Raw genomic sequence first — 19,080 nt, 5'->3', positions numbered from 1 at the left:
AGGACGATGCATGACCGATCACGCCTTGCTTCTGGTCAACCTGGGTTCCCCGGCCTCCACCTCGGTGGCCGATGTACGCAGCTACCTCAATCAATTTCTGATGGACCCGTATGTGATCGACCTGCCGTGGCCGGTGCGGCGGCTGTTGGTGTCGCTGATCCTGATCAAGCGCCCCGAGCAATCGGCCCATGCCTACGCTTCGATCTGGTGGGAGGAGGGCTCGCCGCTGGTGGTGCTCAGCCGTCGTCTGCAGCAGCAGATGACCACCCAGTGGACCCACGGCCCGGTGGAACTGGCCATGCGTTATGGCGAGCCGTCGATTGAAACCAAATTGCTGCAACTGGTGGCTGCGGGGCACAAGCGCATCACGCTGGCACCGCTTTATCCACAGTTCGCTGACAGCACCACGACCACGGTGATCGAAGAAGCCAAGCGGGTGATTCGCGAGAAGAAGCTCGATGTAAAACTCTCGGTGCTGCAACCGTTTTACGATCAGCCTGAGTACATCGACGCGCTGGTCGCCAGCGCTACCCCGCATTTGCAGCAGGACTACGATCACTTGCTGTTGAGCTTCCATGGCTTGCCGGAGCGGCACCTGACCAAGCTCGATCCGACTGGCAATCACTGCTTGAAAAACGCGGATTGCTGCAAGAACGCTTCGCCGGCCGTGCTGGCCACCTGTTACCGCGCCCAGTGCATGCGCACCGCCGCAGAGTTCGCCAAGCGCGCGGGCATTGCCGATGGCAAATGGTCGGTGTCGTTTCAGTCGCGTCTGGGGCGGGCGAAGTGGATCGAACCCTACACTGAAGCGCGGCTGGACGAGCTGGCGCAAAGCGGGGTGAAGAAGATTCTGGTGATGTGCCCGGCGTTTGTCGCCGATTGCATCGAGACGCTGGAAGAGATCGGTGATCGCGGCAAGGAACAGTTCCGCGAAGCGGGGGGCGAGGAGTTGGTGCTGGTGCCGTGCCTGAATGACGACCCGCAATGGGCGAAGGCGTTGGCAACCCTGTGTGAACGAGCGCCGCTGGCGCTTTAAAGCCAAAAGCTTCGCGAGCAAGCCCGCTCCCACATTTGATCTACGGTGCGCTGAAGATCAAATGTGGGAGCGGGCTTGCTCGCGAAAGCTATCTGTCAGACAACAAGGATCTAGACCCTTAAATCAGCGGCTCATCGGCCTTCTTGTTCTTCCAGCCATCATTGCCCGGCAGAATCAGGTTCAGCGCAATCGCCACCACCGCGCACAGCGCGATGCCTTTGAGGCCGAAGTCGTCCGGGCCAGTGCCGGTGCCGACCAGCACACCGCCGATACCGAACACCAGGGTCACCGACACGATCACCAGATTGCGCGCCTCACCGAGGTCGATCTTGTGACGGATCAGGGTGTTCATCCCCACCGCCGCGATCGAGCCGAACAGCAGGCACAGAATCCCGCCCATCACCGGCACCGGAATGCTTTGCAGCAGCGCGCCGAACTTGCCGATGAACGCCAGGGTGATGGCGAAGATCGCCGCCCAGGTCATGATTTTCGGGTTGTAGTTCTTGGTCAACATCACCGCGCCGGTCACTTCGGCGTAGGTGGTGTTCGGCGGGCCGCCAAACAGACCGGCCGCCGTGGTGGCGATGCCGTCGCCGAGCAGGGTGCGATGCAGGCCCGGTTTCTTCAGATAGTCACGACCAGTCACGCTACCCACCGCGATCACTCCGCCGATGTGCTCGATGGCCGGAGCCAGCGCCACCGGAACGATGAACAGGATCGCCTGCCAGTTGAACTCCGGAGCGGTGAAGTGCGGCAGGGCGAACCATGGCGCCGCCGCAATCTTCGCGGTATCGACCACGCCGAAATAGAACGACATGGCGAAACCCACCAGCACCCCGGAAATGATCGGCACCAGACGGAAGATGCCTTTACCGAACACTGCCACAATCAACGTGGTCAGCAGCGCTGGCATCGAGATCATCATCGCGGTCTGGTAGTGGATCAGCTCGGAGCCGTCGCCCGCCTTGCCCATCGCCATGTTCGCGGCAATCGGCGCCATGGCCAGGCCGATGGAAATGATTACCGGACCAATCACCACCGGCGGCAGCAGGCGGTCGATGAAACCGGTGCCCTTGATCTTCACGGCGAGGCCGAGGAAGGTGTAGACGAAACCGGCTGCCATCACGCCGCCCATGGTCGCGGCGAGGCCGAACTGGCCCTTGGCGAGAATGATCGGGGTGATGAAGGCAAAGCTCGACGCCAGAAACACCGGCACCTGACGCCCGGTGACGATCTGGAACAGGATCGTCCCCAGACCCGCGGTAAACAGTGCCACGTTCGGGTCAAGCCCGGTGATCAGCGGCATCAGCACCAGGGCGCCGAAAGCCACGAACAGCATCTGGGCGCCGGACAGCACCGTGCGCCAGAGCGGATCGTTGAACTCTTGCTGCATGCTCACGCGTCCTTCTGCTTGGTACCGAAGATCTTGTCACCGGCATCGCCAAGCCCTGGGATGATGTAACCGTGTTCGTTCAGACGCTCATCGATGGAAGCGGTGTAGATGGTCACGTCCGGGTGAGCCTGTTCCACAGCGGCAATGCCTTCCGGCGCGGCCACCAGCACCATTGCGCGGATGTCCTTGCAACCGGCTTTCTTCAGCAGATCGATGGTCGCGACCATGGAGCTGCCGGTGGCGAGCATCGGGTCGATGATCATCGCCAGCCGTTCGTCGATTTCCGGAACCAGTTTTTCCAGATAAGTGTGCGCTTGCAGGGTTTCTTCATTGCGGGCAACGCCCACAGCGGAAACCTTGGCACCCGGGATCAGGCTCAGCACGCCTTCGAGCATGCCGATGCCGGCGCGCAGGATCGGCACGACGGTGATCTTCTTGCCGGCGATTTTCTCCACCGACACAGTGCCGCACCAACCTGCGATATCGTAGGATTCGAGCGGCAGATCTTTTGTAGCTTCATAGGTCAACAGGGCGCCGACTTCCTGAGCAAGCTCACGGAAATTCTTGGTGCTGATATCGGCGCGGCGCATCAGGCCGAGTTTATGGCGGATCAGCGGGTGGCGGATCTCGAGGATGGGCATGGAAAAACTCCGGCGGCGGGCAAAAAAACCGGCCTAGATTAATCTATCCGAGGGTGATGTCCTATAGGACATTGAGTACGTTAGTCCATTAAGGCTTGATTCGACCTCACGGGATGCGTACCTTTGCCCGCTTTTCCGAAAACATCCCCCTGGAGAGCGCCATGTCCGCTGATCTCGAGCATATCCGTCAAATCATGCGAGAGGCTGACTGCCTGTACACCGAATCTGAAGTCGAGGCCGCCATCGCCCGCGTCGGTGCACAAATCAACGAACAACTGGCCGACAGCAACCCGGTGGTGTTCTGCGTGATGAACGGCGGCCTGATCTTCTCCGGAAAACTGCTGACTCACCTGCAATTCCCGCTGGAAGCGTCCTACCTGCACGCGACCCGTTATCGCAACGAAACCAGCGGCGGCGACCTGTTCTGGAAAGCCAAGCCGGAAGTCTCGTTCATCGACCGCGACGTGCTGATCATCGACGACATCCTCGACGAAGGTCACACCCTGGGCGCGATCATCGACTTCTGCAAACACGCCGGCGCGCGCAAAGTGCACACCGCCGTGCTGATCGACAAGGATCACGACCGCAAGGCGCGTCCTGATCTGAAGGCAGACTTCGTCGGCCTGCCGTGCATTGACCGCTACATCTTCGGTTACGGCATGGACTACAAAGGTTACTGGCGCAACGCCAACGGGATCTTTGCCGTTAAAGGCATGTAAGAACCCTGCACTATCCCCTGTAGGAGTGAGCCTGCTCGCGATAGCGATCTGTCAGCAATGTTGATGTTGACTGATACGACGCTATCGCGAGCAGGCTCACTCCTACAGTTGTTTTGTGTGTGCTGATCCATCTGCTACACCCATGCTAGAGTGCTCCGCCCCGCCCCCGGAGCCTGTCATGAGCCTTCTGATCCGCAGTCTTGCCGCCCTGTTGCTGACCCTCAGCCTGCCTCTGGCCGCCGCCCCGGCACCGATGCACAGTCAATTCCTGCCGCCGGACGACCTGACCCTGCGCGATGCCGAACCCGAGCAGCAACAATTGCTGCAGGTCACCGATTATTCGGTGGTGGTCGGCGCACAACGCCAGTCCAATCAGCAGCCGATTCCGGTCACGTCGCCGCTGATGATCCGCCTCAAGGGCAAGTCGCTGAACAAGGGCGCAACCATCGCCCAGGTGCTGGTCAATTTCGATGGCGAAAGCAAAAGCCTGAAAAAACCGGCTTATGACGACAAGAGCAAAACCCTGACCCTGTTTTACCCGCTGGCCCAGTACCGGGTGGTGATCGATCTGCTGCGCAACGACACGGTGTATGTACAGTTCCTCAGTTACGCCAACGGCCACATCTGGGCCGATCTGCACACCGGGGCCGTTCGTGCGCGTTGAGCCTGGTGGCTGGGCAGGGGTAAACTGCCCGCCCCGTGTAATGTCTGCGAGCTGGAGTCGGCAATGCGTAAAGATAAGAAACAGGTGATTGGTGACGAGATCGGCGATGAGCAGATCAAGCTGTTCCTCGATTTTGAACCGGTCGACGCCACTTCGCCGTCGCTGCACAAACTGATCAAGGCCTACCGTGGCCTGCGCATCGACGATTTCGAGCGCTTTCTGACGTTCTTCGTGGCTGCCGGTTATGACGTGGATGGCAAGGACGAGCACGGTCAGACCTTCGTTGAGCTGATCAAGGATCAGCGTAACGCGGCCGAGTACATCGAGCTGATCGACAAGGCTCGCGGTTGAGATCACCCGATATCTGTGGCGAGGGGATTTATCCCCGATGGGCTGCGTAGCGGCCCCGAAGCCTGAGTGCAAGGGTGTCAGGTAAATCGCATCAATGGTTTTGCGACTGCTGCGCAGCCGATCGGGGATAAATCCCCTCACCACAAGTGTTGGTGAGCCAGCAGTATTGGTTTTTATCCCAGCAAAAAAAACGCCCCGCACTCACTGAGTACGGGGCGTTTTTTATGCCGCAAGATCAAGCGAAGCTTGGGGTCTCGCTGCTTTCTTCAACCAGTTCCAGGGCGATGTTGTTCTGCGTGTTGATCTTGCGATACAGCGCAGCATCGGTTTCCAGAACCTTCTCGCGGGCCGGGAAGATTTCCGCCAGTTTGGCCGCCCACTCACCCTTGGCCTTGGCCGGGAAGCATTTCTCGATCAGCTCGAGCATGATCGAAACGGTTACCGAAGCACCTGGCGAAGCGCCGAGCAGGGCGGCGAGGGAGCCGTCTTTCGCCGCAACCAGTTCGGTACCGAATTGCAGGATGCCGCCCTTTTTCGGGTCTTTCTTGATGATCTGTACCCGTTGGCCGGCCACTTCCAGGCGCCAGTCCTCGGCTTTCGCCTCAGGGTAGAAGCGGCGCAGGGATTCCAGACGCTGCTCCATCGATTGCATCACTTCGCTGACCAGATATTTGGTCAGGTCCATGTTGTTCTTCGCCACTGCCAGCATCGGGCCGATGTTGCCGGCGCGAACCGACAGCGGCAGGTCCATGAAGGAACCGTGCTTGAGGAACTTGGTGGTGAAACCGGCGTATGGCCCGAACAGCAGGGATTTCTTGCCATCGACCACACGGGTGTCCAGGTGCGGCACCGACATCGGTGGCGAACCGACTGCCGCCTGGCTGTAGACCTTGGCCTGGTGGTGCTTGACCACCTCCGGGTTGTCGCAACGCAGCCATTGCCCGCTGATCGGGAAGCCGCCGAAGCCTTTGCTTTCTTCGATGCCCGAAGCCTGCAGCAATGGCAGAGCCGCGCCGCCAGCGCCGAGGAAGACGAACTTGGCGTCGACTTCACGGCTGGCGCCGCTGTTGACGTCCTTGATGCTGACGGTCCAGCCGGCGCCGTTACGCTTGAGGCCGGTGACGCGCTTGCAGTATTTGACCTGGGTGTCCGGTGCGCTGGTCAGGTGCTTGAGCAACTGATTGGTCAGGGCGCCGAAGTTGACGTCGGTGCCATTCATCACGCGGGTCGCGGCCAGGACTTCATCCGGCGAGCGGCCCGGCATCATCAGCGGCATCCACTCGGCCATCTTGGCCTTGTCTTCGGTGTATTCCATGTCGGAGAAGGCGTGGTGCTTGTGCAGCACGTTGAAGCGTTCCTTGAGGAACGACACGCCTTTGTCACCCTGAACGAAGCTCAGGTGCGGCACCGGGCTGATGAAGGATTTGCACGAGCCGAAGGTGCCTTTCTTGGTCAGGTACGACCAGAACTGTTTGGACACTTCGAACTGGGTGTTGATGTGCACGGCTTTCTTGATATCGACGCTGCCGTCGGCTGCCTGCGGCGTGTAGTTCAGCTCGCACAGGCCGGCGTGGCCGGTACCGGCGTTGTTCCACGGGTTGGAACTCTCCGCAGCACCGGAATCCATCAACTCGACGACTTCCAGCTTGATCGCCGGGTCGAGCTCTTTGAGCAGTACTGCCAGGGTGGCACTCATGATGCCCGCCCCAACCAGAACTACGTCGACTGCTTCGTTATGCGCCATTTAACGCGTCTCCAAAATCTGCAGCACCAAATTGTCGGCATGACTGCCAGGGAGTGACGGGGCAGGTCAGTTGGGCCCCGGGTACCCATGGTCAGGTTCGTCATGTCCGAATCTTCGCAATTTTTCGCAACTTCGACGGATGCATGCGGCCTGGCTTCAAGAGCTCCATGAACTCATTTCAGCACGCGGCTGGCAATTCGACTTATGGTCGAGACATCCGTTTTTGTGCAACCAAATCCGTAGCGGACAGGCTTCAGGCTCCGATGTTCGAGGTATACCCGGTCCTGTGTCGTTGGGCTGTTTCAGACGCTAATGGTGCATGTTCAGACGCAAAACTTTTCATTTGCTCGCCACACTCTTGTGAAGTTGTGAAAACCCGTTTTTTTCACGCTCTTTTGAAGACGTGAACCTCAAAAAAGGGCTGTCCAGGCCTGGCACCCTGCCCGCAAGGGCAAAACAACGCGGTGGCCGAGCGTCATGACAGCTCTGCAGATTCGCGAAAAGCGGGGTTTTTGCCGGAAGAACAGGCAAGCGCGCCAACTTCACTCGATCTGTGTGGGCGGCTCTCTGTGGGCGATTTGGGTGTCGATGCATGCGCATAGACGGTGTTGCGGGGCCCGATCAGGAGACGTCCTTATAATCGGGGGGAGATTGTATCGAAGAAATGCGGGCAGTTGCTCGTGTTTAATGACTTTTATTAGGCATCCGGTCAGATGCTCAACATCGCTTGCACGCGTGCGCGGGGCTGCGACGGTATGACGCGGGCGCTGGCGGGCAGTGGCTGGTGCAACCAGTTGAGACGGATTTCTTCGATTTCCACCCAGCCGTCGCCCATCGGTTGCAGGCTGCACTGCTTGAATGCCTGACAATGACCGTTGCGGTCGAGCAGGGCAAAGCTGCGGTGCAGTGGGCGTGGGGCGAACAACGAGATCAGATAACGCATGGCCTAGTACCTTGTTGGAGGACTGGTTTGAAGCTTGCCGGGCGGCCGTGACGCCAACGTGTATGGGCGGTGAATAATCTGTGACAGGAACCGCATTCCCACGGCTGGGTCAGACATTTGAGTATTCACTGTCGGGTGCTGGTGACCCGCAGTGGCCCACCGCTATACTGCCGGCCTGTTTGTGCCTGATTCTGGAGAAAAGAGCATGTTGCAACGCCTGTTGTTCGGTTTGATCACTGTGACCAGTTTGACCCTGGTTGGCTGCGCCCACAGCCCGCAACAACTGAGCCCGGAACCGAAGCTGACCACGCAGTTGGCCCCGGTCGGCCATGGCCAGCAAGTGGTGGTGCGTGTGGTTGACGGTCGTCCGTCGCCAACCCTCGGCACCCGCGGCGGCCTGTACCCGGAAACCAGCGCGATCACCGTGCAGCGTGAGCAGATCCTGCCCAAGTTGCAGGCTCAGGCTGAAGCCGCCGTGCGTCTGCTCGGCTTCACCCCGACCAGCAACGGGATGAACGCACCGCAACTGACCGTGACCCTGACCGAGCTGAAGTACCAGTCGCCGAAAGAAGGCATGTACGTGACCGAAGCCACCATCGGCGCGACCTTCCGCTCCGACGTGCAGAGCGGCAACCGTCGCTACAGCGGCCGCTACGGCGCTTCGCTGGACCAGCGTTTCGGCATGGCGCCGAACCAGGAAACCAACACCAAGCTGGTCAGCGACGTGTTGAGCGATGCCTTGACCCGTCTGTTCAAGGACCCGACCGTGGGTCAGATCCTCGCCGAGTAAGCTGTGCGGTTGATGTGAAAAAGCCCGGCGCCAGTGATGGCTCCGGGCTTTTTTGTGGGGCATGGAATCGTACCCCCTCACCCCAGCCCTCTCCCCCAGGGGGGGGGCGAGGGGGGGGAAGGGAGCCGATCGGGGGCTTTTCAGAACCGGCGTTCACCTCGAGTTTTCAGGTCGATGCACCTCGAATAAACAACTCGGTCAGTCCCCTCTCCCTCCGGGAGAGGGTTAGGGTGAGGGAGCTTTTACTTTTCAGGCTGCTTGGGAATAAAAATCAAGCACGCTGACACCCGTCAGCAAATCCGTCTCCGGCAAATCCGCATGCTGATGCCCGCCGAGGGCGCAATACACCAGCCAGTGGCGATCCTGAACATTGAAGGCGAGGCTGCCGACGAGGCTTTGTTGTTCGTCGGTCGGGGTGATGAGGTACAGACGATCCTGGTTTTCGGCGTGCAGCATGTCGCGTTCCATGTGTGTTTCGAGGCGCGCATGGTGGCCGATGTAAATGACGATGCCGTGACACAGGACAGCCATCGGTCGATTGTCAGGTTATTTGTCGCAAAGGGTAGGGTAGTGGAGGCGTGTTTCGGTAGAATCCGCGCCGCGGTCGTCGATCGGGCGCCTGCCACACCGATTCAGTTCCGAGGTCTGTGATGTCGCTGCACTTGATGACGCTGTTTACCGCCCATCCCGCCAAATTGATCAACCTGCTGGCGTTGGCACTGGCCTTCCCCGGCAGTTGGCTGCTGCACGCGACCCGCCGTCGTGAACAACGCGCCATGGCCAGCATCGCCGCGCAACGCCAGGCCCAACCCAACGCCGAACCGATTCTGGATTGGGCGACGTTGCGCATGAACCGCTTTTTCTACCGCTTCGGTTTTGCCTGCCTCGGGCTGGCCCTGATCGTCTCCTGGATCAGCACGCGCTTCTGAAGCGAATGCAAAACCTTGTGGCGAGGGGATTTATCCCCGATGGCCTGCGCAGCAGGCCCATGATTATTCAGGCAGAATCCTGGGGCCGCTTCGCGACCCATCGGGGATAAATCCCCTCGCCACAGGGGCTCCGCTATGCCTGTTTACAACGGTAACCCAGCCTTCACTCGGTACTGATTGCGCACCGGCGTCGCATATTGCAGCACCAGATACGGACGGTGCTCTTCAGGGCAGGCGTCCAGTCGGCGCTGCCATTCTTCCTGCGCCTTGGCCAGTTCATCCGCCGGGAACACTTCGGCAGCCTTCGGCACGTTCAATTGCGGATCGGCATCGGCCCACTGCGCGTACGCCAGGTAATGCACCGGGAACAGGCGGTATCCGCCGAGAATCTGCTTGTCCATCTCGACCGCCAATTGCTTGGTGTCTTCGAACAGCTCGGTGATCGGCGCAGCGAAGTTCACGTGCACCCGGCCCTTGTAGCCGGTGATGCCCTTGGCAATGCTCACGTCATCCTCGCCCGGCGCCTTGGCGTAGGTGCCGGTGGTGGCGCGGATGTACAACTCGCGGGCCTTGGCCTGATCGCACGGGTCGTATTCGTAGCTGATCGACACCGGGGTCAGGTTCAGCGACTGAATCACTTCACCGAACGGCTCGTCCTTGCGGCTCATGTGGAACATCTTGAGGATCGCCGACTCGGTACGGTCGTCGCCGTCCTTTGCCCGGCCTTCAGCCTGCGCGATCCAGATCGAGGCGCAATCGTTGCGGATCGAGTGGTTGATGTACGCCGACAGCAATTGATACGCCGCCATCTTCTCGCGACGTCCGGTGATCGAGCGGTGCACGATAAAGCTCTTGTTCAGGCGCATCAGGTCGCTGACGAACGGCTTCTGCAGCAGGTTGTCGCCGATCGCGATGCGCGGGGTCGGCAGGCCGGCGTGGTACACCGCGTAGTTGACGAAGGCCGGGTCCATCACGATGTCGCGGTGGTTGGCGATGAACAGGTAGGCGCTGCCGGACTTGAATTGCTCGACACCGGTGTAGGTCACGCCATCAGTGGCGCGCTCGATGGTGTGGTCGACGTAGAACTCGACTTTGTCCTGCAAAGTGGCCACGGAGGTCACGTCGGCAAACTCACGACGCAGCCGATGGGCTATAAGTGGTTTGAGCATCCAGCCGAAGGCACCGGCAAAACGCGGGAAGCGGAAGTGGGTGAGGATATCTAGAAACGCCTTGTCGCCGAGCAGTCTTGCCAGTACCGCAGGTACTTCGCTGTCGTCGTAAGGTCGGATGGCATCGAATTCGCCCATCATGCTCTCTTGTTGGAAACGGCTAGGGTAAGTAAAGGTTTTGATCGAAAACCAACGGGGCACGGTCTGAAAAGGTAGCCAGACAAAAATAGCCCTGCAAATAGACCGGCGATTATACGCACAAGTCACCTGGGAGACCGCGATGCTGGAAAGCGCACTGTATGAATGTCCGTATTGTGGTGAAGAGGTCGAGACGACGGTGGACCTGTCCGCAGGCGATCAGACCTACATCGAGGACTGTCAGGTGTGTTGCCGACCGATTACGTTTGTCTTGCAGGTGCATGGCGAGGATTGGTTTCTGGAAGTCTTCAGCGAAAACGAGTGAGGGGCGCCCATGCAGCGAATCTACGAGCCGGAAAACCTGATGGAGGGCGAGATGCTCAAGGGCATGCTCGCCAGCGAGGGCATCGAGGCGCATCTGGTGGGCCGCGATCTGCTCGGTGGCACCGGTGAATTGCCGATCTTCGGCCTGCTGGGACTGTCGGTCGAAAACGATCAGGCCGAATACGCCCGCGAACTGATCACCGCGTACAATGCCGCGCTGCCGCTGCCCGGCGATGAACCGGAGAGCTTCCCCGGGACGCTGGTCTGTTAGGCTGGCGTTCGTTTTATTTCTGAGTCGTGTTGCCCCATGTGTGGACGTTATGCCCTGTTTCGCTGGAACCGCGACTTCGCGGCCCTGCCCGGATTTCCCGCCGATCAGCAGGCGCAGTGGAACATTTCCCCCAATGATTCGGTGTTGATGCTGCGTGCCGAGGCCGACGGCCAACGCACCCTGGCCCGCGCCCGTTGGGGGCTGACGCCACCGTGGCTGACCGATCTGTCGCGTACCCCGGCGCATGCCCGGGCCGAAACCGTCGCCGAGCAACCGATGTTCCGCGAGGCGCTGCGCCTGCGCCGCTGTCTGCTGCCGGCCAACGGTTTCTACGAATGGCGCGGCAACCTGCGCAAGCGCCCGTACTGGCTGACGCCGGGGGAGGGCTCGTCGCTGTTTTTCGCGGCGATCTGGGAGGCGTATCCGGTGCAGGAGCAGGTGTGGCTGAGCACCGCCGTCATCACGCAGCCGGCGGCCAGTCAGCGCCGACCGTTGATTCTCGATGAGGCGGGGCAGGCGGCCTGGCTCGATCCCGCGACGCCGTTGCATGTGCTGCAGGGCTTGCTCGCCAGTGAGCCCGCAGCATTGCGCGAGCGGGTGCTGGCGAATCTGGTGAATGATCCGAAGCTCAATGGGCCGGAATGCCTGACCCCGGGTTGATTTGATGCTGTGCCGCCTTCTTCGCGAGCAAGCTCGCTCCCACAGGTTTTGTGAACGCCGCAAAATTACTGTGGGAGCGGGCTTGCTCGCGAAGGGGCCTTTGGATCAGACCTTGAACTGATTGATCAGCCGCCGCTGCTGCTCCGCCAATTTAGTCAGACCCGCACTGGCCGAACTCGACTCATCTGCACCTCCCGCCACTTCATTCGCCACCTGACCGATATTGATCACGTTACGGTTGATGTCATCGGCCACTGCGCTCTGCTCTTCCGCCGCACTGGCAATCTGCGTGTTCATGTCATTGATCACCGACACCGCCTGAGTAATTGTCTCCAGCGCTTCAGCCGCTTTCGCCGCGTGCTGCACGCTTTCGTCGGTGCGGTTCTGGCTGTCCTCCATGACCCGCACCACATCGCGGGTGCCCTGTTGCAGCTGCTGGATCATGCTCTGGATTTCTTCGGTGGCCTTCTGGGTCTTCTGCGCCAGATTGCGCACCTCGTCCGCCACCACCGCAAAGCCGCGCCCTTGTTCGCCGGCCCGCGCCGCTTCGATTGCTGCGTTCAGCGCCAACAGGTTGGTCTGCTCGGCAATCCCGCGAATCGCGATGAGGATCGCGTTGATGTTTTCGCTGTCCTTGGCCAGCGTCTGCACGACCTCCACCGCTTTGCCGATTTCCACCGCCAGTACGCCAATCGAGTTCGACGTATCACGGACGATCTGCATGCCTTGGCCGGCAGCCTGATCCGCGTGGCTGGCGGCTTGCGCAGCCTGAGTGGCGTTGCGCGCCACGTCTTGCGCGGTGGCGGTCATCTCCTGCACCGCGGTGGCGACCTGATCGATCTCGGCCATCTGTTTCTGAATGCCGATGTTGGTGCGAATCGCGATGTCGGCAGTGTGCTCAGAGGAATCGCTGACGCTCTGCACCGACGTCACCACCTGCGTGATCATCGCCTGCAACTTGGCGAGGAAGGTGTTGAAACCCTTGGCGATCGAGCCCAGTTCATCACTGCGATCACTGCTCAAACGACGGGTCAGATCGCCTTCACCCTTGGCAATGTCATCCAGCATGGCGACCATCTGCTTCAAGGGGCGGGCGATGCCGTGACCCACCAGCCAGATCACCAGCAAACCCATGGCGGCAATGATCAGGCCGACCATGGCCATGCCGAAGGTGTCGGACTTGCGTTGCGCATCAAGGTCGGCTTGGAGTTTTTGCAGATCCGCCATCACCGCGTTCAACGGCAGTTGCAGCATCAGGGTCCAGCGCGCGTCGGTCTGGCCGATGCCGAACGGCAGGTACAGCTCGATGCGGCCCTTGTCCTTGTTGACCGAGTAGGTGACTTCGCCGCGTTTGAGATTGGCCATGTTGGCGATCTGCTCGGCGTCGAGAATGTCGCTGACCTTTTCACCGAATTTGCTCGGATCTTTGGTATAGGCAACGATCCGGCCGTTGCCGCCGATCAGGGCCATTTGCCCGGCGCCGCTGTACAGCTTCTGGTTGGCGCCGAGGAGCATTTCCTGAATGAAGTTCACCGACAGGTCGGCGCCGACGATGCCCTGGAATGCGCCGTTGAGCATGATCGGCTCAATGAACGAGGCGAGCATCACGATCTTGTCGCCGACCTTGTACGGCGCCGGATCGATCACGCAGGGCTTTTTCGTTTCCTTGGAGCACAGGTAGTACTCACTGGCGCGCACCCCGGTGGACAGGGTTTTCTGATCGTCGACATCGGCCAGTTTGTCCACGCCCAGACTGCCGTCGGTATTGCGGAACCACCACGGCAGGAAGCGTCCGTTGGCGGGATCGATACCGATCACGGCGCTGCCGATGTAGGCCGCGTCATTGTGGTCCAGTGCGTTTTTTTCCCAGCCGATGTAGGTGCCGAGAATCTTCGGATTCTTTTCGACGTTTTCCTTGATCAGGCTGATCAGTTGCTCGCGGCTCATGCTCAGTCGCGGCTGGCCATCGGCACCCGGTGTGCCGAGCAGCGCGTTGACCCGCACCAGTCCGCCGGCAATCAGCAACGGCGCTTCGAGTTCGCGCTGGATCTGGCTGACCTGAGTCTGCGCCAGCGAGGTCAGGCGCTGTTCGATGACTTGTTCGAACTGCGCCTGAGTGCGCTGTTGCACCATGTCTTGAGTGCGGGCACCGGAAAACAGCGCGTACAGCACCAGCGCGGCGACCACGCTGAGGACGATGGCGCCGGCCAGGGCGGCCACGGAAAACTGGATCGACTTGAACTTCATGGGAGCTCCGCACGCAAGAGGACGTCTGCGCTTTTGTATCGGCAGCTGGCATGGCGCCATGAGCGTTGAGCGGAACAAAGGGCGGAGGATGTCGCAAATGGATCGGTGCGCGACGCAGCGGCAGCAGACTTGCCGGTTGCTGTGAATTTTTTACGACAACAGCGGTGGGAAACTTCCGAAAGACGCTGCAACACGTCTGTTGTATCTGGCGCCGATACAATTCACCCCCTACGATACGCGGCAGGTTTTCAGGGAGCTTTTGAATGAACAAGACATTGGTTGTAAGTGCACTGAGCGCAGCGCTGTTGCTGGCCGGTTGTCAGTCGGTCAACACCACCAGCGGCGGAGCCGTCGGTGTGGAGCGCAAGCAGTACATGTTCAGCATGCTGTCCTCGCAAGAGGTCGACCAGATGTATGCCCAGTCCTATCAGAAGACCGTCGGCGAGGCGTCGAGCAAAGGCGTGCTGGACAAGACCAGCCCGGAGGCCAAGCGGGTTCAGGCGATTGCCAACCGGCTGATTGCCCAGGCACCGAACTTCCGCCCGGATGCGGCGCAATGGCAGTGGGAAGTCAATCTGATCAAGAGCGACGAGCTCAACGCCAACTGCGGGCCTGGCGGCAAGATCATTTTCTACACCGGGCTGATCGACAGCCTGAAGCTGACCGACGATGAAATCGCGGCGGTCATGGGCCATGAAATCGCCCACGCCCTGCGCGAGCACGGTCGTGAGGCGATGTCCAAAGCCTATGGCATTGAAATGGCCAAACAGGGTGCCGGTGCGTTGCTCGGTCTGGGTCAGGACAGCCTGGCGCTGGCCGACACCGTGGCCAATTACGGCATGACCTTGCCCAACAGCCGTGCCAACGAAAACGAAGCCGACCTGATCGGCCTGGAACTGGCCGCCCGCGCCGGGTACAACCCGAATGCGGCGATCACCTTGTGGAACAAGATGAGCAAGGCTTCGGAAGGCGCACCGCCGGAGTTCATGAGCACCCACCCGGCCTCGTCCAGCCGGATCGCCTCGCTGCAGGCGGCGATTCCAAAAGTCATGCCGCTGTACGAGAAAGCGCCGAAGTCCTAAGAGTCGAAGGACACAACGATTCTTCAGGTTGGGAGGGCTGTTGTGGCGAGGGGATTTATCCCCGATGGGCTGCGAAGCAGCCCCAAAACCTGCAAATGCGTTATGTCTGACACTCTGAGGAGGCAGGTTTGGGGGCGCTTCGCGCCCCATCGGGGATAAATCCCCTCGCCACAGTTAATTGTCAGATCACGGCTCAGGGGTTAAATCCAGCCACTGCTCTGCATCGCCTTGTACACCGCCACGATCGCCAGAATCAGGAACGCCGAAGCCGCCAGGCGACGGATCAAGGTCAGTGGCAATTTCTCCGCGGCAAAGTTACCCGCCAATACCACCGGCACGTTGGCAATCAACATGCCCAAGGTGGTGCCGATAATCACCAGCCACAGCTCAGGGTATTGCGCCGCCAGCATCACGGTGGCGATCTGCGTCTTGTCGCCGATTTCCGCGAGGAAAAACGCGATCAGCGTGGTCAGGAAGGGGCCGAACTTGCGTGCGGTGCTGGCTTCATCGTCGTCCATCTTGTCCGGGACCAGCGTCCACAGCGCAGTGGCGGTGAAGCTCGCGGCGAGAATCCAGTGCAGCACCGAATCGGAGAAGAAGCTGCCGAACCAGGCGCCTACCGCACCGGCTGCCGCGTGGTTGGCCAGGGTCGCAGCGACGATACCGGCAATGATCGGCCAGGGTTTGCGAAAGCGAACGGCGAGAATCAGCGCGAGCAGTTGCGTCTTGTCGCCGATTTCGGCCAAGGCAACGATTGCGGTGGGAACGAGTAACGAGTCCAGCATCAGGATTTTCCTAAGGGGCGGGTCGACACGGCTATGACACGTACAGCCTTCCCGCCCCGGGTAAGGTGTGCGTGTCATAGGTCTTGTCAAACCCTGCGATCCGTCTGGTGCGGACGCTTGGGTCGCATACGCCATGATCTGAGGATCAAGTATGTTGACGTATGCCGGACGAGCTTGGCGCTCGTGGGAGACTACTCCCCTAGGACGGAGCGGATTCTGCCTTCGCAAAACCGATAGAGCAAGAACAAATTTTCAGCCGCGCTTGGCCCGGTAAATCCGGAAACCATTGCCTTCGGCCTTGATTGCACACACGCCCAGATGCTCTTCGATCAGCGGCTGATACTTCAGGAAGCTGTTCGCAACCAAGCGCAGTTCGCCGCCGTTTTTCAGATGTTTGGCCGCTTTTCGCAGCAAGTTTTCGGTAGCGAAATAATCGGTGTGCACGCCGACATGGAACGGCGGGTTGCTCAGAATCGCGTTCAAACCCATCGGTGCAGCGTCGATACCGTCGCCGGTCAGCACTTCGGCGTCCAGACCGTTGGCCGCCAACGTCAGGCGACTGCTGGCGGCGGCGAAGGCATCGACGTCGAGCAAAGTCACCTGATTGTGCGGATAACGCCGTTTGACCGCCGCGCCCAAAACCCCGGCGCCACAACCGAAATCCAGCAGATGACCGCTCGGCAGTTTGTCCAGATGCTCAAGCAGCAGGGCGCTGCCGCGGTCCAGTCGACCATGGCTGAACACGCCCGGCAGGCTGATGACTTTAAGCGGGCCTTCGGCCAGCGGCAGCTCATAAGTCTGCGCCAGGCTTTCCAGCGATTTTGCTTCAGGCGCGTTGGCCACGGTGACCTGCCACAGTTGGCAGTGACGGGCGCTGTCGAGTTTGCGCGGCTTGCCGAACGGGTTGAGTTGCTTGGACGCACCCTCGATACCGCTGCGTTTTTCCCCGACCAGAAACACCTCGCGCCCGGGCAGACGTGCGGCCACGGCATTGAGGATGTAATCGGTCAGATCCTTGGACTTGGGCAAAAACACCACGGCGCTGTCGAACTCGCGCTCCGGCACGTTTACGCCGAAATGGCTGCGACCTTCGAAGCGCGCATCGAGAGCGGCCTGATCGCCGGCATGCCAGCACCAGCCGAACGCATTGGGCAGGCGCCCGAGCAGATCGTCGGCAGGCAAACCGGCCAACAACAGCGAACCCTGGAATAACTCGGCCTGACGAAGCAGTACTTCACTGCGCGGATCCATAACTGCTCCTTGGAAAAAAAGTGCCGCAGTTTATCAACTGACGACCCGCAGCGCTTTACCGCTGAAGAATGCCTGGGCGTTTTCGGTCAATTGGCCGACGATGCGTTGCCGCGCTTCGCGACTGCCCCAGGCGTTGTGCGGAGTGACGATCAGCCGTGGAATGTCGGCGGCCAGCAGCGGATTGCCGTTGACCGGCGGTTCGACGCTGAGCACGTCGGTGGCGGCGCCGCCAAGGTGACCGTTGCGCAACGCGGCGGCCAAGGCTTGCTCGTCGATCAAACCACCGCGAGCGGTGTTGACCACAAAGGCGCCGGGTTTCATCGCCGCCAGCTCGCGGGCGCCGATGAAGTGCCGGGTGTGTTCGTTGAGCGGACAGTGCAGGGTCAGGGCGTCGATCTGCGGCAGCAATTCGTTCAGCGGCAGACGGTCCGGCCGCGCCGGGCGGCCCGGAATCTGTCCGAGCAATACACGCATGCCAAATGCTTCGGCCAGTCGCGCGACCGCACCGCCGAGTTCGCCATGACCAAGCAGGCCGAGGGTTTTGCCCTCCAGTTCGACGATCGGATAGTCGAGCAGGCAGAACTGTCTGGCCTGCTGCCAGCGACCTTCGCCGACGGCTTTTTGATAATCCGCGAGGCGGGTGGCGAGGTTGAGCAGCAGCATGATCGTGTGTTGCGCCACCGACGGCGTGCCGTAACCCTGACAGTTGCACACGGTGATGCCGTGGGCGCGAGCCGCGTCCAGATCGACGTTGTTGGTGCCGGTGGCGGTGATCAGGATCAGTTGCAGATCCGGGTTGGCGGCCATCGTGGCGGCATCGATGCGGATCTTGTTGGTGATCGCCACGCTGGCCCCGTGCAGGCGTTCGGCGACTTGATCAGGCGCAGTCTGGGCGAACAGTTGCAGGTCGCTGAAGCAGGCGCGCAACGGGCTGAGGTCGAGATCGCCGAGATCCAGTGACGGGTGATCGAGGAATACGGCGCGGCGCGGGTTCGTCATCAACTGTACCTTTTGTGCTTGGAACGGAAGGCGTAATCTGCCGAGCCTACCAGATGAAACAAAACGTTACGCAGTGCCCGAGGTGCTCACAAAACCTGTGGGAGCGGGCTTGCTCGCGAAGAGGGCGTGTCAGACCCATAAAGGTTGCCTGACACAACGCCATTCGCGAGCAAGCCCGCTCCCACAGGGGAAAAGCATTCAGGCGATGTGTTCAAGTTGATGATCACCCCCAGAGGAGCCCCCATGTACTGGACCGAGTTCTTGACCGTTGCACTGATCCATCTGCTGGCCGTGGCCAGCCCCGGCCCGGACTTTGCCGTGGTGGTGCGCGAGAGCGTGACCCATGGGCGTCGCGCCGGCACCTGGACCGCACTGGGCGTGGGCACGGCGATTTTCCTGCATGTGGGTTATTCGCTGCTGGGCATCGGCCTGATCGTGTCGCAGTCGATCGTGCTGTTCAACGCCTTGAAATGGGCCGCCGCCGCGTACCTGCTGTACATCGGCTTCAAGGCCTTGCGCGCGCAGCCGGCGAAAACCGTTACCGATGATCTGCACAAGGAAGCCGGCGTGCGCACCGCGCGCGGCGCGTTCACCTCGGGCTTCGTGACCAATGGTCTGAATCCGAAAGCCACGCTGTTCTTCCTGTCGCTGTTTACCGTGGTGATCAACCCGCACACGCCACTGGCGGTGCAGGCGGGTTACGGGGTTTACCTGGCCGTTGCGACCGCTTTCTGGTTCTGCCTGGTGGCGATGCTGTTCAGTCAGCAACGTGTACGTGCCGGTTTTGCCCGCATGGGCCATTGGTTCGACCGCACCATGGGCGCGGTGCTGATCGCTCTCGGCGTGAAAATCGCGTTTACCGAGATGCACTAAGAGCTGAAACCCGATCAAAACTGTGGGAGCGAGCTTGCTCGCGAAGGCGTCGGATCAGTCGATATCACAGG

General features: G+C 60.5%; 21 protein-coding genes, 1 pseudogene and 1 riboswitch. Of the genes and pseudogenes, 11 read left to right on the top strand and 11 right to left on the bottom strand.

The features are described 5' to 3' along the window. Window positions 1-10 precede the first annotated feature (10 nt). Window positions 11-1,036 carry a ferrochelatase gene (hemH, locus tag ACOYXI_RS14480; RefSeq protein WP_225136287.1) on the top strand — a complete coding sequence of 342 codons (1,026 nt, stop codon included), beginning with the start codon at window positions 11-13 and terminating at the stop codon, window positions 1,034-1,036. A 118-nt stretch (window positions 1,037-1,154) separates the two neighbouring features. Here hemH and ACOYXI_RS14475 read toward each other — a convergent pair whose 3' ends face one another. Then, window positions 1,155-2,429 carry a uracil-xanthine permease family protein gene (locus ACOYXI_RS14475; RefSeq protein WP_003228120.1) on the bottom strand — a complete coding sequence of 425 codons (1,275 nt, stop codon included), beginning with the start codon at window positions 2,427-2,429 and terminating at the stop codon, window positions 1,155-1,157. A gap of 2 nt (window positions 2,430-2,431) precedes the next feature. Beyond that, window positions 2,432-3,070 (bottom strand): uracil phosphoribosyltransferase, encoded by a 639-nt coding sequence (upp, locus tag ACOYXI_RS14470; protein WP_003228118.1) that lies wholly within the window; start codon window positions 3,068-3,070, stop codon window positions 2,432-2,434. A 161-nt stretch (window positions 3,071-3,231) separates the two neighbouring features. Here upp and ACOYXI_RS14465 point away from each other — a divergent pair, with 161 nt between their 5' ends. From ACOYXI_RS14465 to ACOYXI_RS14455, 3 genes are all read left to right on the top strand, one after another. Beyond that, entirely contained in the window at window positions 3,232-3,789 is a 558-nt protein-coding gene (locus tag ACOYXI_RS14465; RefSeq protein ID WP_016987197.1) for a hypoxanthine-guanine phosphoribosyltransferase, read from the top strand. A 178-nt stretch (window positions 3,790-3,967) separates the two neighbouring features. Then, entirely contained in the window at window positions 3,968-4,453 is a 486-nt protein-coding gene (locus ACOYXI_RS14460) for a hypothetical protein (RefSeq protein ID WP_027612216.1), read from the top strand. A gap of 63 nt (window positions 4,454-4,516) precedes the next feature. Continuing rightward, the gene (locus ACOYXI_RS14455) at window positions 4,517-4,804 is read left to right on the top strand and encodes a PA4642 family protein (RefSeq protein ID WP_134787316.1); all 288 of its coding nucleotides are present in this window, start codon (window positions 4,517-4,519) and stop codon (window positions 4,802-4,804) included. Between the two features lie 235 nt (window positions 4,805-5,039). On the opposite strand, the gene mqo is transcribed toward ACOYXI_RS14455, so the two are convergent. Both mqo and ACOYXI_RS14445 read right to left on the bottom strand, forming a co-directional pair. Then, window positions 5,040-6,548 carry a malate dehydrogenase (quinone) gene (mqo, locus tag ACOYXI_RS14450; protein WP_027612214.1) on the bottom strand — a complete coding sequence of 503 codons (1,509 nt, stop codon included), beginning with the start codon at window positions 6,546-6,548 and terminating at the stop codon, window positions 5,040-5,042. Window positions 6,549-7,257: 709 nt separating this feature from the next. Then, window positions 7,258-7,491 carry a hypothetical protein gene (locus ACOYXI_RS14445; RefSeq protein ID WP_003228102.1) on the bottom strand — a complete coding sequence of 78 codons (234 nt, stop codon included), beginning with the start codon at window positions 7,489-7,491 and terminating at the stop codon, window positions 7,258-7,260. A gap of 205 nt (window positions 7,492-7,696) precedes the next feature. On the opposite strand from ACOYXI_RS14445, the gene ACOYXI_RS14440 reads away from it, so the two are divergent. After that, window positions 7,697-8,281, top strand: coding sequence for a YajG family lipoprotein (locus tag ACOYXI_RS14440; protein WP_003228101.1), 585 nt, complete (start codon window positions 7,697-7,699; stop codon window positions 8,279-8,281). Between the two features lie 249 nt (window positions 8,282-8,530). On the opposite strand, the gene ACOYXI_RS14435 is transcribed toward ACOYXI_RS14440, so the two are convergent. Next, window positions 8,531-8,737: a hypothetical protein gene (locus tag ACOYXI_RS14435; protein ID WP_027612213.1), complete on the bottom strand. Its 207-nt coding sequence runs from the start codon at window positions 8,735-8,737 to the stop codon at window positions 8,531-8,533. Window positions 8,738-8,931: 194 nt separating this feature from the next. On the opposite strand from ACOYXI_RS14435, the gene ACOYXI_RS14430 reads away from it, so the two are divergent. Then, window positions 8,932-9,210: a hypothetical protein gene (locus ACOYXI_RS14430; protein WP_007967709.1), complete on the top strand. Its 279-nt coding sequence runs from the start codon at window positions 8,932-8,934 to the stop codon at window positions 9,208-9,210. A gap of 143 nt (window positions 9,211-9,353) precedes the next feature. On the opposite strand, the gene ACOYXI_RS14425 is transcribed toward ACOYXI_RS14430, so the two are convergent. Beyond that, entirely contained in the window at window positions 9,354-10,517 is a 1,164-nt protein-coding gene (locus ACOYXI_RS14425) for a 1-acyl-sn-glycerol-3-phosphate acyltransferase (RefSeq protein WP_171061843.1), read from the bottom strand. Between the two features lie 142 nt (window positions 10,518-10,659). Here ACOYXI_RS14425 and ACOYXI_RS14420 point away from each other — a divergent pair, with 142 nt between their 5' ends. From ACOYXI_RS14420 to ACOYXI_RS14410, 3 genes are read left to right on the top strand one after another with little or no spacing between them, the layout of a single operon-like run. After that, entirely contained in the window at window positions 10,660-10,842 is a 183-nt protein-coding gene (locus ACOYXI_RS14420; protein ID WP_096797159.1) for a CPXCG motif-containing cysteine-rich protein, read from the top strand. A gap of 9 nt (window positions 10,843-10,851) precedes the next feature. Next, window positions 10,852-11,112, top strand: coding sequence for a putative signal transducing protein (locus ACOYXI_RS14415; protein WP_003228093.1), 261 nt, complete (start codon window positions 10,852-10,854; stop codon window positions 11,110-11,112). Window positions 11,113-11,148: 36 nt separating this feature from the next. Further along, on the top strand, window positions 11,149-11,772 hold the full coding sequence (locus tag ACOYXI_RS14410) for an SOS response-associated peptidase (protein ID WP_007967716.1): 624 nt from the start codon (window positions 11,149-11,151) through the stop codon (window positions 11,770-11,772). 105 nt (window positions 11,773-11,877) lie between these two features. On the opposite strand, the gene ACOYXI_RS14405 is transcribed toward ACOYXI_RS14410, so the two are convergent. Together ACOYXI_RS14405 and ACOYXI_RS14400 are read right to left on the bottom strand one after the other, a co-directional pair. Beyond that, window positions 11,878-12,621, bottom strand: coding sequence for a methyl-accepting chemotaxis protein (locus ACOYXI_RS14405; RefSeq protein WP_371917797.1), 744 nt, complete (start codon window positions 12,619-12,621; stop codon window positions 11,878-11,880). 111 nt (window positions 12,622-12,732) lie between these two features. Beyond that, a pseudogene (locus tag ACOYXI_RS14400) lies at window positions 12,733-12,906 on the bottom strand (HAMP domain-containing protein); the annotation flags it as partial. Window positions 12,907-14,282: 1,376 nt separating this feature from the next. On the opposite strand from ACOYXI_RS14400, the gene ACOYXI_RS14395 reads away from it, so the two are divergent. Next, window positions 14,283-15,101, top strand: coding sequence for a M48 family metallopeptidase (locus tag ACOYXI_RS14395; RefSeq protein ID WP_027612207.1), 819 nt, complete (start codon window positions 14,283-14,285; stop codon window positions 15,099-15,101). A 200-nt stretch (window positions 15,102-15,301) separates the two neighbouring features. On the opposite strand, the gene ACOYXI_RS14390 is transcribed toward ACOYXI_RS14395, so the two are convergent. The 3 genes from ACOYXI_RS14390 to ACOYXI_RS14380 all read right to left on the bottom strand — a co-directional run bounded on the left by ACOYXI_RS14390 (window position 15,302) and on the right by ACOYXI_RS14380 (window position 18,136). Beyond that, window positions 15,302-15,886 (bottom strand): TMEM165/GDT1 family protein, encoded by a 585-nt coding sequence (locus tag ACOYXI_RS14390; RefSeq protein ID WP_461674984.1) that lies wholly within the window; start codon window positions 15,884-15,886, stop codon window positions 15,302-15,304. An 88-nt stretch (window positions 15,887-15,974) separates the two neighbouring features. Further along, a riboswitch (yybP-ykoY riboswitch) is annotated at window positions 15,975-16,099 on the bottom strand. Between the two features lie 39 nt (window positions 16,100-16,138). Next, window positions 16,139-17,137 carry a class I SAM-dependent methyltransferase gene (locus ACOYXI_RS14385; RefSeq protein WP_027612205.1) on the bottom strand — a complete coding sequence of 333 codons (999 nt, stop codon included), beginning with the start codon at window positions 17,135-17,137 and terminating at the stop codon, window positions 16,139-16,141. A 33-nt stretch (window positions 17,138-17,170) separates the two neighbouring features. After that, window positions 17,171-18,136, bottom strand: a complete 966-nt coding sequence (locus ACOYXI_RS14380; RefSeq protein WP_134787311.1) for a 2-hydroxyacid dehydrogenase — start codon at window positions 18,134-18,136, stop codon at window positions 17,171-17,173. Window positions 18,137-18,379: 243 nt separating this feature from the next. Here ACOYXI_RS14380 and ACOYXI_RS14375 point away from each other — a divergent pair, with 243 nt between their 5' ends. Continuing rightward, the gene (locus ACOYXI_RS14375; RefSeq protein ID WP_027612203.1) at window positions 18,380-19,009 is read left to right on the top strand and encodes a LysE family translocator; all 630 of its coding nucleotides are present in this window, start codon (window positions 18,380-18,382) and stop codon (window positions 19,007-19,009) included. The last annotated feature ends 71 nt before the right edge of the window (window positions 19,010-19,080 follow it).

The organism is Pseudomonas sp. G3-19, assembly GCF_054855875.1.
This window is presented reverse-complemented; position numbering and strand designations above follow the sequence as displayed.